This is a genomic window from Loktanella sp. M215, from assembly GCF_021735925.1.
GTDB lineage: Bacteria > Pseudomonadota > Alphaproteobacteria > Rhodobacterales > Rhodobacteraceae > Loktanella.
The window spans coordinates 83,509-98,720 of record NZ_WMEA01000008.1; the positions used below are offsets into that span (position 1 = coordinate 83,509).

General features: G+C 60.2%; 17 protein-coding genes. 9 read left to right on the forward strand and 8 right to left on the reverse strand.

Features of this window, described 5'->3' with window-relative positions; genetic code table 11:
• Positions 1 to 3: 3 nt before the first annotated feature.
• Positions 4 to 858: an alpha/beta fold hydrolase gene (locus GLR48_RS24935; RefSeq protein WP_237066873.1), complete on the reverse strand. Its 855-nt coding sequence runs from the start codon at positions 856 to 858 to the stop codon at positions 4 to 6.
• A gap of 122 nt (positions 859 to 980) precedes the next feature.
• Here GLR48_RS24935 and GLR48_RS24940 point away from each other — a divergent pair, with 122 nt between their 5' ends.
• A complete protein-coding gene (locus GLR48_RS24940) occupies positions 981 to 1,865 on the forward strand; it encodes a LysR family transcriptional regulator (protein ID WP_237066875.1) in 885 nt (294 codons plus the stop codon).
• A 152-nt stretch (positions 1,866 to 2,017) separates the two neighbouring features.
• Here the strand turns inward: GLR48_RS24940 and GLR48_RS24945 are convergent, their stop codons facing one another.
• Together GLR48_RS24945 and GLR48_RS24950 are read right to left on the reverse strand one after the other, a co-directional pair.
• Entirely contained in the window at positions 2,018 to 3,091 is a 1,074-nt protein-coding gene (locus tag GLR48_RS24945; RefSeq protein WP_272911734.1) for an alpha/beta hydrolase, read from the reverse strand.
• Positions 3,092 to 3,197: 106 nt separating this feature from the next.
• Entirely contained in the window at positions 3,198 to 4,028 is an 831-nt protein-coding gene (locus GLR48_RS24950) for a helix-turn-helix transcriptional regulator (RefSeq protein ID WP_237066877.1), read from the reverse strand.
• A 322-nt stretch (positions 4,029 to 4,350) separates the two neighbouring features.
• Between GLR48_RS24950 and GLR48_RS24955 the strand changes: the two genes are divergently transcribed.
• From GLR48_RS24955 to GLR48_RS24965, 3 genes are all read left to right on the forward strand, one after another.
• Positions 4,351 to 5,370 (forward strand): zinc-binding alcohol dehydrogenase family protein, encoded by a 1,020-nt coding sequence (locus GLR48_RS24955; RefSeq protein ID WP_237066879.1) that lies wholly within the window; start codon positions 4,351 to 4,353, stop codon positions 5,368 to 5,370.
• Positions 5,371 to 5,475: 105 nt separating this feature from the next.
• Positions 5,476 to 5,904, forward strand: a complete 429-nt coding sequence (locus tag GLR48_RS24960) for a MarR family winged helix-turn-helix transcriptional regulator (RefSeq protein WP_237066881.1) — start codon at positions 5,476 to 5,478, stop codon at positions 5,902 to 5,904.
• Between the two features lie 51 nt (positions 5,905 to 5,955).
• Positions 5,956 to 6,507, forward strand: a complete 552-nt coding sequence (locus tag GLR48_RS24965) for a hypothetical protein (RefSeq protein ID WP_237066883.1) — start codon at positions 5,956 to 5,958, stop codon at positions 6,505 to 6,507.
• A gap of 120 nt (positions 6,508 to 6,627) precedes the next feature.
• Here GLR48_RS24965 and GLR48_RS24970 read toward each other — a convergent pair whose 3' ends face one another.
• Positions 6,628 to 7,527 (reverse strand): LysR family transcriptional regulator, encoded by a 900-nt coding sequence (locus GLR48_RS24970; RefSeq protein WP_237066885.1) that lies wholly within the window; start codon positions 7,525 to 7,527, stop codon positions 6,628 to 6,630.
• 443 nt (positions 7,528 to 7,970) lie between these two features.
• On the opposite strand from GLR48_RS24970, the gene GLR48_RS24975 reads away from it, so the two are divergent.
• Positions 7,971 to 8,585 carry an FMN-dependent NADH-azoreductase gene (locus tag GLR48_RS24975; protein ID WP_237066887.1) on the forward strand — a complete coding sequence of 205 codons (615 nt, stop codon included), beginning with the start codon at positions 7,971 to 7,973 and terminating at the stop codon, positions 8,583 to 8,585.
• A gap of 170 nt (positions 8,586 to 8,755) precedes the next feature.
• Here GLR48_RS24975 and GLR48_RS24980 read toward each other — a convergent pair whose 3' ends face one another.
• Positions 8,756 to 9,661, reverse strand: a complete 906-nt coding sequence (locus tag GLR48_RS24980) for a LysR family transcriptional regulator (RefSeq protein WP_237066889.1) — start codon at positions 9,659 to 9,661, stop codon at positions 8,756 to 8,758.
• A 90-nt stretch (positions 9,662 to 9,751) separates the two neighbouring features.
• Between GLR48_RS24980 and GLR48_RS24985 the strand changes: the two genes are divergently transcribed.
• Complete coding sequence (locus tag GLR48_RS24985; RefSeq protein ID WP_237066891.1) at positions 9,752 to 10,333, forward strand: NAD(P)H-dependent oxidoreductase; 582 nt, start codon at positions 9,752 to 9,754, stop codon at positions 10,331 to 10,333.
• 130 nt (positions 10,334 to 10,463) lie between these two features.
• Positions 10,464 to 10,904: a hypothetical protein gene (locus tag GLR48_RS24990; protein WP_237066893.1), complete on the forward strand. Its 441-nt coding sequence runs from the start codon at positions 10,464 to 10,466 to the stop codon at positions 10,902 to 10,904.
• 46 nt (positions 10,905 to 10,950) lie between these two features.
• Here the strand turns inward: GLR48_RS24990 and GLR48_RS24995 are convergent, their stop codons facing one another.
• The 3 genes from GLR48_RS24995 to GLR48_RS25005 form a co-directional block, all read right to left on the reverse strand.
• On the reverse strand, positions 10,951 to 11,421 hold the full coding sequence (locus tag GLR48_RS24995) for a glutathione S-transferase family protein (RefSeq protein ID WP_237066895.1): 471 nt from the start codon (positions 11,419 to 11,421) through the stop codon (positions 10,951 to 10,953).
• A gap of 18 nt (positions 11,422 to 11,439) precedes the next feature.
• Positions 11,440 to 11,577, reverse strand: coding sequence for a hypothetical protein (locus tag GLR48_RS25000; protein ID WP_237066897.1), 138 nt, complete (start codon positions 11,575 to 11,577; stop codon positions 11,440 to 11,442).
• Positions 11,578 to 11,820: 243 nt separating this feature from the next.
• On the reverse strand, positions 11,821 to 12,561 hold the full coding sequence (locus tag GLR48_RS25005) for a dienelactone hydrolase family protein (protein WP_237066898.1): 741 nt from the start codon (positions 12,559 to 12,561) through the stop codon (positions 11,821 to 11,823).
• Between the two features lie 104 nt (positions 12,562 to 12,665).
• Here GLR48_RS25005 and GLR48_RS25010 point away from each other — a divergent pair, with 104 nt between their 5' ends.
• The gene (locus GLR48_RS25010) at positions 12,666 to 13,127 is read left to right on the forward strand and encodes a MarR family winged helix-turn-helix transcriptional regulator (RefSeq protein ID WP_237066901.1); all 462 of its coding nucleotides are present in this window, start codon (positions 12,666 to 12,668) and stop codon (positions 13,125 to 13,127) included.
• A gap of 423 nt (positions 13,128 to 13,550) precedes the next feature.
• Complete coding sequence (locus GLR48_RS25015) at positions 13,551 to 15,137, forward strand: FAD-dependent oxidoreductase (protein WP_237066903.1); 1,587 nt, start codon at positions 13,551 to 13,553, stop codon at positions 15,135 to 15,137.
• Positions 15,138 to 15,212 lie beyond the last annotated feature (75 nt).

The window sequence follows — 15,212 nt, forward strand, 5'->3', positions numbered from 1 at the left end:
GCTTCAGGCGACGGCGCGCAGGCGGTCATTGGCGCCGTTGCTTTTCAGATCGTCCAGAAAGGACAGGAGCTTTGGTGCGACCATCTCGGGCATTTCGGTGTGCGGATAGTGTCCGGCACCGTCGACAATAATGGTCTGTGCCCCCAGCAGGCCGGCCAGCGTCCGCGCTTCCTCGACCGCATCGCCAAAGTCCGGGTCCTTGGTACCCATGACGATCAATGCGGGAACGGTCGTCTTGGCGAGAATGGCGGCGGTATCGGCCTTGGAGAGGGAGAGCATCGCCTTCAGGGCGTCCATGCGTCCGGGCTCGCGCAGGTTCTGGGTGATCGCGGCCTTCACGGCGGCATGGTCGGCGGGCTTGACGGTCGGGAACAGGGTGTTCCAGTACATGGTCCAGAACGCGACCATCCAAGGGCCGGCAAAGCCGATCTTGAGAGACAGCTTCTGGATGAAGGAGGCTTCGAGATCGCGGACGATCGGCCCCAACAGCACGACGCCGTTGACGTTCTCCGCTGAATCCTGTGCGGCCCAGAGGGCTGATCCTGCGGCGAAGGAGTTGCCCATGATGGTGGCCGGTCCGACACCGAGGTGCTTGAGAACGGCCACTGCGTCCCGCCCTACAGCGCGGGCAGAATAATCGCTCCACGTAGCGGAGGTTTCTCCGAAACCGCGGGCATCCATGGTGATGACGCGGTAACCGGCCTGCTGCAGAACCGGGCGGATCATCCGGTATTCCGAACGAAGATCGCCCATGCCGGGAATGGCGAGAATGGCGGGGCCGTTGCCACCGGTATCTTCGAACGCGACACGGCCGCCTTCGGTGGTGATGAATTGCGTCTGGCTGCTGGTATTGGTCATGGTCGGTTTCTCCTAGTTTGTAGACCGCTGGGCGGGGCCGCGATCTTGTGGTTGACCTCACCAAGGTAACTGCCGTATTTTTGAATAGTAATCGGCCAATTAACGATAAGGTCATTCCGGAAATGAATAGTCTCGACTGGGCGCTGCTCCGTTCGTTCCTCGCCGTCGTCGAGGGCGGCTCGCTTTCGACCGCGGCCAGGAACATCGGCTCCACCCAGCCGACGCTGAGCCGGCACATCCGCGAGTTGGAGACGGCACTCGGGGTGATACTCTTCACCCGATCGGCGCAAGGACTGGACCCGACACAGGCGGCACTCGGCCTCATCGAAGACGCCCGCGCCATGGGCGCGGCTGCCGAGGCCCTGAACCTGAAGGCGCAGGGTCGGTCGCAGCAGTTGCAGGGCACAGTGCGGATCACCGCGTCGGTGATCGCCGCCAATCTGATACTGCCGCCGATGCTCGCGGCGCTGCGGCAGGCCGAACCGAGCATACAGATCGAGATCGTCGCCTCAGACGCAAACCAGAATCTTCTGCGGCGTGACGCCGATATCGCCATCCGGATGGCCAAACCGACGCAGAACGCGCTGATCGCCCGCAAGCTTGGTGACACACCGCTTGGCCTGTTTGCGACGCGTGGCTACTTTGATCTGCACGGCCGGATCACGTCGAAGGACGATCTGCGATACCACGACCTGATTGGCCTCGATCGCAATGATTTTTTGGTGAGGGCCTTTTCGGCCTATGGCATCGCTCTGACGCGCGAAGAGTTCGCGATCCGGACCGACGACGTCATGATGAATTGGAATCTGCTGCTTGCCGGTGCTGGCATCGGCGTTGGTCAGCTCGTCCTCGCCAGGCGCAACGACCAACTTGAGCAGGTAGACTGCATCACGCTGAGTGCGTTGCCCGTGTGGCTGGTGATGAGCGAGGATGTCCGCAGCAATGCCCGTATCCGCCGTGTTGCCGATTTTCTATCGGCCGAGATCAGTGATCTGCTAAGCAGATAGCCCACGGTCGTCGCACTATAATTGCGTATGATAGAACGGGCACACCGCGTAACACGTCCAGATATTCAACCAATGGCGAGGGCAGTGCCTCGCCAAGCAACAGCCTGACACAGTCGGAGACGGGCTTGATTGAAACTGTATGCGCGATCACCTCATGGTGCGAGATGCGCGTCGAGAAAACAGGTGATCTCCGCAAAGATCTCCAGCGTTTCAGGCGCCACAGGATCGAAGAGATACTGCCCGTGGGAGAAGGCCTCGAAGATCTGCACGTTTGCCTCTACGCCCGCCTGCCGAAGTGCCCGTTGAGTCCGCACGGTGTCCGACAGCAGCAAGTCGCGCGTTCCGCTGATGAGCAGCGTCGGCGGGAAGCCCGCGAAATCGCCATGGACCGGTGAGACGCCCGGATCGGTCAGCGCGGTGTCGCCCGCATAGAGGCGCGCTGCGTCCGATAGAAACCCGTCATAGCTTACCAGGACGTTGTCCACGCCCTCATTGACGGACAGGCTATCGCCGCTTCCGGCCAGATCCACCCATGGGGTATTCACGGCCACGGCTGCAGGAACCGGCAGGCCTTCGGCTACGAGCCGCTGCGTCATCGCCACGATCAGCCCGCCGCTGGCTGAGTTGCCGGTGAACGCGACCCGTTCGGGTTCATAATGCTTCAGCACGGCTTGCCAGACGGCGACACCGTCGTCCAGCGCCGCAGGGTAGGGAGCTTCAGGCGCCAAGCGGTAGTCGAAGGCCAGCACGCGGTATCCGCCATAGGCCGCCATCAACGTCGCTTCATAAGTTCCGGATGCGCGGCTACCAAAGACGTAGGCACCGCCATGCGCGTTCACGATTAACTGCAATTCATGCGCTGCAGGGATCGTCTCTGGCGTCAGGATGTAAGCGTTGACGCCGCCCATCTCGACCTGCTCGATGGTGACGCCCAGACTCTCGCGAAGATCAGCAAGCACCGGCTCCATCTGCTCCACGGACCCCGCCTCATAGGCTTTCCACACATCAGCCGATGCTGGATGTTCGTTCCAGAACGGCAGCCAGAACGGTTGCGCGACCAACGCCCTTCCGGCTTTGCTGAGGCCTTCCGGTGTGGGGATGATGCGGGCTGGAATGGCACGGGGGCCCGTGTCGGTCTCCTGCGCCGCAAGGTCGGATGCGGGACCCGAGATCAGGATAGCGGCCATGGCGGCCAAGGCGCTTGGTCTGTATGTGAAACGGTTCATCGGTATCTCCATTGATGTCTGGAGACGTCTTTCCATCCAGCAGATGGTCCGAACAATACGTGATCTTATCAGGGTATAACCCCTTACAGAGTCTGCCCAAAGGGAACTAATACGTCGATGCGGCAACGAGTTGCGCGATCCGCGAAGCCACGTCCCGCGATGCCGGCGTGTAGATCATCAGGCCAAGGTCCGGGCGACCGTCGACGGTGAACGACGCATATTCCAAAGTCATCGGCCCAAGGACACCCGTGACGATGTTCTTGTGCCCTTCGCCGTAGGACGCGACCTCGTTGTCTTGCCACATCGCCGCGAACGCGGGACTCGCCGCGGAGAGCTGTGCCACCAGTTCCGTGGTCGCCTGCGATGCGCCGGCACGCGCGACATCGGCCCGGAAGGCGGCGACCATGAAGCGGGCTTCCTGCTCCCAGTCCAGCATCCCGTTAGGGATTCGGGGATCGGTGAAGAAGATACGCAGGATGTTGCGCTCGCCTGGCTCCATCGCGGAATAGTCGCTCAGGATCAGCGTCGCGGCCCGGTTCCAGGCGACCACATCCCAGATCGCGGAGCGAATGACCGCGGGACTGGACACGAGGGAATCGAGAACGCGCTGGAGCTGGTCAGAGATTGCTTCTGGCACGGTATACTTCGCCTTGGGGGGCCGGTCCTGCGCGATCAGGAATAAATGCTCCCGCTCCGCCGGGGTCAGGACGAGCGCCCGCGAGATACGGTCGAGCACGTCAACGGACGGTGCGCCTCCACGTCCCTGTTCAAGCCATGTGTACCAGGTCGCACTGACATTGGCGCGCAGCGCGACCTCCTCGCGACGCAGCCCCGGCGTGCGTCGGCGCGTCAGGGGAAAACCGAACGCCGCCGGGTCCAGCTTGCCGCGGCGATCCTTGAGATATCTGCCAAGGCCGTTGTCTTCCTCTTGCGCCATCGCCAGCTATCTCCAGTCCATACCAGGATATCTTACCCCTTTGTCAAAATGGATTCCAGCGGGGCTTGAGACGTCAAACCCGCAAAGAAGCCCATCAGCATGACCCAACTGAACCTTCCAAGTATCTACATCCGTTGACGCCACCCATGAACTCCACGGGCATCTTAACGGCGTTCGCCACGGTGCCGATCATTGCGGCGGGCACGATCGGTTTCAGGCAGTTCCGCAGAGCGGGGTAAGGATCATACCGGGATACGATCACGGCTCCTGTTGTGCAAAACGAGGGCTATCTGAGGACCAGACGGTTTCAAGGAGACAAACCATGACGGATACACATCTGATGGCCGCTTGGCAGCCCAAACCGGATGCCACGCTGCGCGTCGAGGCGGTTGACGAGTCGTTACCCGGCGAGAATGAGATCGCGGTACACAATGCAGCGCTTGCCATCAATCCCGCCGACTGGATCCTTCAGGCTCAGCCTGTAGGCGACTGGATGCAATATCCGATGATCCTCGGCAACGACGTCGCAGGAGAGGTCGTGGCCATCGGCCCGGGCGTCACAAGGTTCGCCGTAGGCGACAGGGTGCTGGGTCAGGCGGTCGGCTGCTGGACGAATACCCCGGCGAAAGGTGGCTTCCAGACCCGGACAATTCTGGACGTGAACTTGGCTTCGCCGATGCCAAACAGCATGACGTATACCCAGGCCTGCGTCCTGCCGCTCGGTATCGGCACGGCCGCCTGCGGTCTGTTCCAGACCGACCATCTTGGACTCGACCACCCGCGCATGGGGGCGAAAAAGTCCGGCATCACAGTTCTGGTATGGGGCGGTGCGTCCAGCGTCGGCTCCTGTGCGATCCAACTCGCGGTCGCTGCGGGCTACGATGTCGTCACGACGGCATCGCCGAAGAACGCCGATGCGTTGAAGGCCTTGGGGGCGCGCGAGGTGATCGACTATCACCGGAACGATGTCGTCGATGCGGTTGTCGCCGCTTTCGACGGCCATCAGATCGCCGGAGCCATATTCACAGTTGGCGAGACAGGCCCGTGCTACGACGCCGTCAGCCGCCTCAAAGGGAACCGCACCGTCGCGTCGACGCTGCCTATTCCGGAGGATAAACCGGAAACCGTCACGGCGACGCAGATTTTCGGCCTGACGCTGCGGGACAACGAGATGGGGAAGGCGATCTACGAGGATTATCTGCCCGAGGCACTCAAAAATGGCAGCCTCAAACCTGCTCCGGCGGCGCGCATCGTCGGCAATGGTCTCGACGCGCTGCAGGCCGCGCTCGAGACGCAGAAGGCAGGCGTCTCCGCTGAGAAGATCGTCGTCACGTTGCGTTGACCGATGCCGCATCTTCTTCACTTGGCCGTCTCTCAACTGAAAATAGCCGTGGCTTTTGGACCGATAGAGGCTGATCCGCATGATTGCATTTGCTATGAAAGGGACATGACTGACCTTCCAAAACGCCTCTCGGATTCGATCACGACACTCATCGCGCAGTTCAAGATGCGACCGGATGGCCCTTACGAAGGGTTGAGCCTTGTCGAGACGTCGATCGTTGCGAATATCGCCGTAGCATGCAGCCCAGCCGTTCAGGGAGATATCGGCAGCGCATTGCGCCTGCCAAAAACAACCATGACAAGCGCTGTGAGCAGGCTGCAAACCAAGGGCCTTGTTGAAAGAATGCAATGTGTTGACGATAAACGCGTTCGGGTTTTAACTCTCACGAAGGCTGGCAGGACTTTGGCTGACTCTCTTGCCTTGGCGCAGGTTCAGTCAAGTGAGGCAATGCTGAATGCCCTTCCCCAAGAGGACCGCGAAACGCTTGTTCGTCTGCTGGAGCAGGTCGCAGATACAATCCGAGAGCAAGATTGATTTAGTACGAACGTCGCACTATGTTTCGGGGAACTGATAGAGGGTGAAGACGTGGCGAACAATCTCACTGATCCTAAATCATTAGGACCGTCTGCAGTTGTTTCGGCAACTGCCAATATACCTCTTGCAGTGGCGTGGGAGCGTTTCGTTCCGATTGAGCTACCAATGGTGTTTCCAAAAGCGAAAGGCCCTATTCCACCCGTGGTCGCCGTCGAAGGTCAGACCGGACGGTGGGACGAGGTCGGGATGTCCCGAACGGTCGTGTTGGGAGATGGCGCCCGCCTTCGCGAACAAATAACCCTTAGCAATCCGACGGGCGGTGTGCCGCCGGCGAACGGTTCGGCCCGATTCGGATACATGGTTTCCGGCTTTTCTGGCCCGCTTGGATGGATGACCAATGAAGCGCGGGGTCTGTGGCAGTTTGAAGAAGTCGGCGAAATCACCAAGATCATTTGGACATACGGGTTCAAGCCGACAAGCGTGCTGAGTCGCCCAATCCTTGGCCTCATTATCGCAGCATTTGGAAGAAATATATGCAGGACGGGATGTCGAACGTCGTCAGGGTCCTTGAGCACGGCCAGGCATGAATTGTTTCACGCATGACGGCAGAGGCCCGCTCCAACACCGTGTTCTTCACAACGGACGAGGATGCCCGGCAAAACCTTTGCGGTTCGGACAGAACTGCGGCGACAAATGTCCGTCGAAGGATCCCCTCACAAACAATCAGTCGTTGCCCAGACGCGAGCGAAGCGTATTGAGCAACCAGCGTCCACCGGGGCCGAGGACGCGGTCGCGCCGGTGTGCGGCGTAGATCGTGAGCCCGGCGGCAGGGGCAGAATCGTCTTCAATCTGCAACGCGATGAGTTTGCCGTTGGCGAGCAAGTCCACGACAAGATGCTCGGGCATTCGACACCATCCGAAACCGGCAAGGAGGAAATCCAGACGTCGCCCGAGATCGACGAAGCGCCACAGCCGCGCGCTCGATAAGCCGTAGTTCGCCCCGTCAGGCGTTACCGGGTCCGACAAAACGAGTTGCACATGGGTTGCGAGATCATCGCGCGTGATCCGGCGTTTCAACGATGCAAGCGGATGGCCAGGAGCGGCTACGGGGCACATGGCGACGTTCAGCAGCGGATACGCCACGATATCGTCGGGCACGGCGGGAAGTAACAGGCAGATCGCCAGCGACGCCGCATCGTCGCGGAGCCGCCGAAGGGAACCACCCAGCCCCTCGGTCGAAAAGCTGATAGGCAGATCGGGATAGGTCTCGTTCAGCGCGCGCAGGCTGTCGATCAATAGCGCGCTTGGCACCAGCGGGTCGATTGCAAGCGTCAGCTCGGGCTCCAGCCCGGCCCGCGTCCCAGCCGCGACCGCCTCGAACCGGGCCGCACTGGCCAAGACCAGCCGCGCCTGATCGACCAGTACGCGGCCGGTCTCGGTCAAGCGCGGGCGATAACTGTTCCGGTCGAAAAGCGCGACGCCCTGCGTTGCTTCCAGCGTTGCGATTGCTTGGCTGATCGCAGACTGCACCCGACCGAGGGCGCGCCCAGCGGCGGAGAAGCTGCCCGCGTCGGCGATCGCAATGAGGACGCGAAGCTGGTCGAGACTTAGACTGCCAATCATACTCCATCTCTCTTCTAGATGAAGATGATCACTATTTCATCGCTCCCGCAATCGGAATGCCATGGTTATGAAGGTTGCATGCAACCAACACACTTCATCAGTCACGGCGGTGGTCCCCGCTTTTTCCTAGAACCCGGTCCGATGCGCGCCACATGGCATGAGTTTGAGGCCTATCTGGCGGGTGTCGTATCCCGGGTGGACGTCCGGCCGGAGGCGGTTCTTAGAGATACGAGATGGCGAGACCCGCGACGCCGCGCTCAGCGCATGGGAGCAAGCCCCCGGTGCTCGTAAGGCTCAGCGGCACGAGGATTACCTGTTGCCGCTGATGGTGGCCGCCGGGGCCGTATCTGGCGAGCTCGGCCATTCCGACTTCCACGGACATGCTTTCGGCAAGCCGATTTCCGGCTTCCGCTTCGGATAGATCAACCAAAGGAACCCCTGACATGACCAGACTTTTGAGCATCGAGACCAGCCCCCGCGGCGCATCTTCCATCTCTCGCCATATGACGCGACGCTTCCTAGCCGACTGGCGCGCAACTTATCCAGCGGGTGAGGTCGTTGATCGCGATCTGATGGAAACAGGTCTGCAATTCGTGACCGCACCATGGCTCGCTGCCTACTTCACGCCGCCGGACGCTCACACGCCGGAGATGAAAGCCGCGCTCGGCCTTTCAGATACGCTGACGGCCGAAGTCATCGCCGCCGATCACATCGTCATCTCCACGCCGGTCTACAATTACAACGTACCCGCCGTACTTAAGGCATGGGTCGATCATATCGTGCGCAAAGGCATGACACTCGGTTTCGACGGCAAGGGCCTTTTGACGGGCAAGAAGGCCACCATCCTAATCGCGTCGGGCGGGGTCTACACCGAGGGCTCGCCAATTCAGAACCGTGACATCGCTCCTCAGTACCTTCGACTCGTTCTCGGCGTTATCGGCATCGATGACGTCACCGTCGTCGCGGGTGGCGGGGCCAAGGCGGTCGATCTGGGCGAGCAGACGATGGACGGCTTTATCGCGGGTCTGGAGCCGCAGATCGCGGCTGCCGCCGCATAAATTGTAGTCCAATAGAACCGGAAGGTATCAGCCATCACATCAGCAGCTGACTTTATCGTTTCGTCATAAAATAAGCTCCTTCCGGCCGACCGCTCAGTCAGAAGGAGCCCGTGACATTGGCGCGCATTCGGCCCGGATTGCTAAGCTTCGGTGAACCCGCCGCGCCCGTTTTATCCCAAGATATCGCGGAAGATATCCTGGACCGTGTCGATGACATGCTGGACGCCGCGATCCTGCGATTGACGCCGGTGCCAGGCCAGATGCAGGGGGAAGCCTGGAACGTCGATCGGCGGATCAAAACAGATAAGATCAGGGTGCTGCCGATCGGCAAACCCGTGCCGCGGCACCATCGCGATCAGGTCGGTGCCTGTCAAAAGCGGCAAGACAATCTGAAACGCCGGCACGACCACACCGACTGACCTGCTCCGGCCCATCTCGGCGAGTTGCAGGTCAAGCGGCGACTGCATCTGGCCACGGCCAGAGACGACGACATGCGGCCAGGACAGCCAGGCGTCGAGATCGAAACGCTCTGCGGCAGGGTGTCCTTTGCGCATTGCGACAACGTAGGTCTCGTGCATCAACGTAACCCGCTCCAGCCCGGGCTGATCGACCGCAAGCACGGAAATCGCGAGATCGGTATTGCCGTCCGTCAGAGCTCGCAAGGTGCCGTGTGTGCCAACCCACGGGTGAAAGACAATCCTCAAAGCCGGCGCCGACTGTGACAGGGACGCCAGAAGTGGACCTGCGATCAGAAGAGTCGGATCGTCGGCGGAAGTGATACGTATGACCTGGTCCAAGTCCCGTAAAGGGCGTTCAACTGGGTCGACCAGAGCATGCACCTCGGCCAGCAACGCCTTGAGCGGCGCGCGCAGCGCCTCGGCCCGCGGCGTGCGGTGCATCACCCCGCGACCGCGTTCGAGGAGCGGATCATCGAAGAGGTCACGGCATCGTTGCAGCGCACTGGACACTGCTGGCTGGGACAGGTTCAGGCGATGAGCGGCACGGCTGACGTGCGCCTCTTCGAGAAGGGCTTCGAGCACCACCAGCAGATTGAGATCAATTGCACGTAAATTCATGACCTGAATAATAGACTATATTTTATATCTGTTGGAGTTATTTCTGCGGCGTTCCTAGGTTGAAGTCAGATCAACCCAAAGGAACATCCCATGACCAAGACACTAGTCCTTCTGTTTCACCCCAATCTGTCAGCATCGACTACAAATGCAGCCTTTGCCAAGGCGGCGACAACCGTCGAAGGCGTGCGCGTCGTCGACATGCAAGCCCGTTACCCGGACGGCGTCATCGACATGTTTACGGATGCCGAAGTGGAAGCCCAAATGCTGCTGGATACCGACCGGATCGTGCTGCAGTTTCCGCTGCAGTGGTATGCGACACCTGTGCTGCTGAAAGCGTGGCAGGACGCCGTGTTGACCCGGATGTATTACATCAACGCCGCTACGGAAGGTGCGCTCCTCTCCGGGACGCCCATCATGATCGCCGTAACCGCCGGTAACGTCCCGGACGCCTACACACCCGAAGGACAGAACTACTATTCAATCGACGCCCTTCTGACTCCATTGAAGGCGACTGCCTATCGCTGCGGTCTGCCGTGGCACGCGCCTTACATCATCTACAACGCCGGTAAGCTGGACCCGTCCGCACTCTCCGCTGCAGCGGACGGATATGCCGACGCACTCCGCGCGTTCATCGCCGCGACTGCGCCAAAATCAACTTCTCAGGCGGCATAGGTCGAAAACGCCCAGACACTGCTGCCTCTTCAGGCCTCAGTTCCGGTGGGCGACGGCCACGACATGCCTCAGCGCCACTCTTCGCGCACCAGTCACCATACCAATCTTCACTCACGACAGGACCGATCCCATGACTCTATCTGACACTCAAAACTCAACAGTGGCTACGAACGACTCCTCGACGTCGCGCGACCGCGTGGCCAAATACATCATGATTGCCTTGGGAGTTTCGACCCTCGGCGCATTTGCCAATGCGGCCTTCGAGCTTGGCTCAATCCCGCCTGATCGCATCGTGTCGCACACATGGGAAATGCTGGCTTACCCCGTCTTTGCGGGTCTGTTCGCGCTGCTCGCCTTCTATCCCAGACGCATGCCCGGCCTGTGGGAGCTCGTCCTGTTCCAAAAGCTTGGCATCACGTTCTTCAGTTTTTCCCTGCTTGGATCCGCAGGCGGCGCCGTCGCATCGGATGACCCGATGCTGCGCCTGATCGTGGACGGCGTCCTCGTCTCGCTCACCCTCGTCAGCTACGGACTTGTGCGGGGCTGGACGGCGTGGCGTGATCTCCATTGAGCCGGATCAGACAGAATTGGCCGTCCCGCCGGGTCATTGCCTGATATCACCCGATCGCTTCCATATTTTGACGTTTGAGGGCGACCTGCACGCCTTTGTCAGCTTCCATGCGTGCACGATGTTGCTTCAGCGCCGGGTAGTCGTCGATCGATAGCGGCGTTTGCGCGATCCAGCGCGTCAACACGTAAAGGAATGTGTCAGCAAATGAACGCTTGCCAAGATACCATTCGCCACCGTTATCGCTCAGAATACCATTCATGCGATCATATTGCCCAGCAAGAGTCTTGTATGTCTTACGTTTGACCTCGGCCTGACCACTTTCGGTCTCGGCCAGATTTTGTGGACCGAAGTGACCGCCGTAGGCCGCATGTACTTCCGATGTCATGTAAGACAGTGCTTCAGCTTCTTTCCGACCGAGTTCAGTATCGCTGGCGTAGCTGTCGGATCCGTAGGCTGCGCCGAGCCAGGACAAGATCGCTGCGGCCTCGGTCAGGACGTCGCCGTTTTCGAATTTCAACGCAGGCACTTTGCCTTTTCAATTGATAGCGAGGTAGTCGTCCTTCTTATGGTCGCCGTAGGCCATGGTGTGGATTCCGACCGGTGCATCGAGCCAAGCCACGGCGATATTCGGCGAAAGTGAGCAGGTGCCCGGCATTGTATATAGCGTTGGCATTGGATTTTTCCTCTTCCGTTCGTCGGTTCACGTTGATCAGATGACCACCGCCGCGCATCGGTCTGGACGCTAAGGCTTGTGTATTACGGAGCCTGTCTATGACAGCGGCTTCTCGTCATCGTTAGGTATTCAACGAAAGAGCAGGACATGAGTTCCTGTTCGCCCGCGATCGCTCAATCTAAAAGGGGACTGAATGAACGCCGGAAATCCTGCCAGATACGTCTTTAGCCGGTCGCGCAGAAGCTACCGATCCTTCAGCAAACGATCTAAGAACGGAATCATCTCGCCCCAACCACGCTCGGCCGCTGCTTCGTTATAGCTGGGAAAATCCGGTTTCATCCAACCATGGGCGGCCTGGTACGTCTCGTGCCTGTAGGTCACCCCCGCTGTGTCGAGGGCATCTTTGAACCGGTCCGCCATCCCTGACGGGTAGAAAGCGTCGTCCGTTGCTGCCGCGATGTAGAGCTCGGCGTTCAGCGTCCGAGCGTAGAGGTGTGGGCTATCGGGGGCGTCGGTTGCGAGACCGCCGCCATGGAAGCTTGCGGCGGCGGCCATCCTGTTTGGGTAGGTCCCTGCAGCAGCGATTGCCATCCCGCCTCCCAAGCAGAATCCAACCGACCCGATCTTCTCGCCACGCACGTCCGTTCTCGTGTCGAGGTAGGAGAGGACCGCTTCGGTGTCCTTGGCTGCAACCGCATTGCCGGTCGTGGCCATGAGCGGTCCAAGAGTGGCCGCGGCATCGCCCGCGAAGACCTCTGCAGGGACGAATGGTCCGTAAGGGCCGTAGCGATAGAATAGGTCAGGGACGAGGACGACGTAGCCTGCATTTGCGAGCCGCTGCGCCATGTCGAGAAAGACAGGACGGATGCCGCCGGCATCGAAGTAGAAGAGGATGGCGGGACCGCCTTCGCTACCTGTTGGCGTGAGAACATGGGTCGTGCAGTCTTTATCGTTTATACGAACCGTGATCTTCTCGTGCAGCATGGTAATGTCTCCAGAAGAATTGATTGGGCCGACGGCATCGGATCTCGACACAGCGCCAAGATTATATATACGCACGTATGTAATTATGTCGCAAGAGGGCATGCATGATGGATAAAGACGTACTCTCGACGCCCGGGCACCTGATAGGCATCGCGGCGCGCGGTTTCGCTCGCCTGAGCGAAGCGCGCCTCAAACCTCTTGGCTTCGGAGTTGGTTATTTGCCGGTCCTGATCGCGTTGCGCGACGGAGGGGCCGACACACAACGCGATCTCGCCCGCGCCGTTAAGATCGGTCAACCGCCCATGGCACAGATGCTTGGCCGTATGGAGCGCGATGGATTGATCACGCGCGTGTCCGATCCAAACGACGGACGCAGCCGGAAGATCGTACTGACGTCCAAGGCGGAGGCAGGTCTACCTGCTGCGATTGCCGTTCTGATGGAAGGTAACAAGAATGCGCTCTGCGATTTTACAGAGGAAGAAATCACACTGTTCCGCTCCATGCTGTACCGGTTGAACGCCAACTTGGAGCGGCTCACGAAGGACGACCGCGCTTCATCAGACTGAAAAAAGAACTATTGCGCTTCATGAATTTTAGCGTTCCGCCACAAGCGGACTTTCCGATAGCATTGGCAAAAACTAGGTCCGTTCCGCTTACCACACCTTACCGGTAGCGGTGGCGAAGGTCTGGTTTGAGCCCTCATTGCTGATTTTCTGACATTCAGAGAATGATGGATACTGTTGAGCGAGAAAGTCTTTGGCCACTCACATTGTGTCATCAAATAAAGCCTGAGGCTCATGAGTCTTGCTAGCCCTAAGTTCATAATCTGTGCGACCTGCACCAGTCACTGCGGCGATGGCGCTGCAGCAGACTCCAAATGCTGAAATTCTCTAGGAATGCGCGACCCGCGCTTATAATCTTTTCAGAAACCTCGTTCGGAGACAAATCTAATGGAGTCGCTTGCGATCAATCTGGCAAACGAGCCGCGCGTGCCACTCGATGAAAGCCACCTCGACGCCATCCGCGCGATCGGGGTTGAGAGGTGCTACGCAACAGGGGATATGGTCGTCCGTCCGGGTGATCCGATGATTGAGTTCATGCTGGTCGAGGACGGCGACGTCATCCTACTGGACAGCCAAACCGGTGGGCAATCGACGCCGGGATCGCTGAAGGCGGGGCAGTATCTCGGCGAGATCGCTTTTCTGAACGGCGGTGTCTGGAGCATGGGGATGCGCGCCGCCGTCGACACTCGGGTCGTCGTCGTCCCGCGAGAGGACATGCTGGCTCTGATGGCGCGGGTGCCGGAACTGTCGGACCGGATCGTCACGGTGTTCGCGGGCCGCAGGCGGCGGATTTTCGAGAATGACGAGAGCGCGCTGACCCTGATCGGCGCCGACCAGAGCAGGGATCTGCGGCGGCTGGAATCCTTCGCCGCCCGGAACCGTATCGCGGTCAAGAGGCTGGAGCTCGGGTCCGATGAGGCTTGTCGGCTGCTGGGCGAGGCCGAGTGCGCGCTAGATATTCCGACGGCGTTGTTTGCGGGAAAACAGCTGACTGACATCACCCCGCGCGCCGTCGCGCGGCTGCTGGGACTGGACATGCCGCTGACTGGCGAAGGTTTGTTCGATGTGGCCATCGTCGGCGGTGGACCGGCGGGCATTGCCGCCGCCGTCTACGCCGGGGCCGAGGGCCTGCGCGGGATCGTCATCGAGAACGAGGTGATCGGAGGGCAGGCTGGATCATCGTCGCGGATCGAGAACTACATGGGCTTTCCCACCGGCATCTCGGGCGGGGATCTTGCGTGGCGTGGTGAAATTCAAGCGATGCGCCTTGGCACGCGGTTTGTCATGCCGCGGTCGGTGACGGGCATCGCGCGCGGGCCCGACGAGACCTGGGACCTGACGCTGGACGATGGTGAGACGATCCAGACCAAGACCGTCGTGGTGGCGACAGGGGTGCAATACCGACGGCTGCCTATTGCGCGGCTCGAGGATTTCGAGGGGGCGGGAGTCTATTATGCGGCGACGGATATGGAAGCGCGGTTCTGCAGGGACAGGCATGTCGCTATCGTTGGCGGCGGCAATTCGGCCGGACAGGCGGCGATGTTCCTTGCCCGGGTCACTGCGCATGTCCACGTCCTGATCCGCAAGGATAACCTGCACGAGACCATGTCGGCCTACCTCAGCAGTCGTCTGGAACACGAACCCGCCATCACCATTCACCCTTATACCGAAGTCGCGGCCCTCGACGGTGAGACGACGCTGGACTCCTGCCGGCTGCGCGACACCCGGGATGGCACAGAGCGGCACATCGATCTTGGCGGGCTGTTCGTGATGATCGGGGCGGCGCCCAACACCGGATGGCTGGAAGGGGTGATTGACCTGAATGACAAGGGTTTCGTCCTGACCGGCCCGGCGGTCGGTGCGGCGACGCCGTTTGGGACATCCGCGCCCGGCATCTTTGGCGTGGGTGACGTGCGGCTGGGGTCAGTCAAGCGCGTGGCAAGCGGTGTTGGCGAAGGGTCGGTCGTCATCAGCGACGTCTGGAACTATGTGAACAAGACACTGCAACCCTGACGCTGGGTCCGCAGAGACGATGCGACGATCCGATGCATCGTCTCTGCGCACAGCAAGAAATGCCACACACTCCGC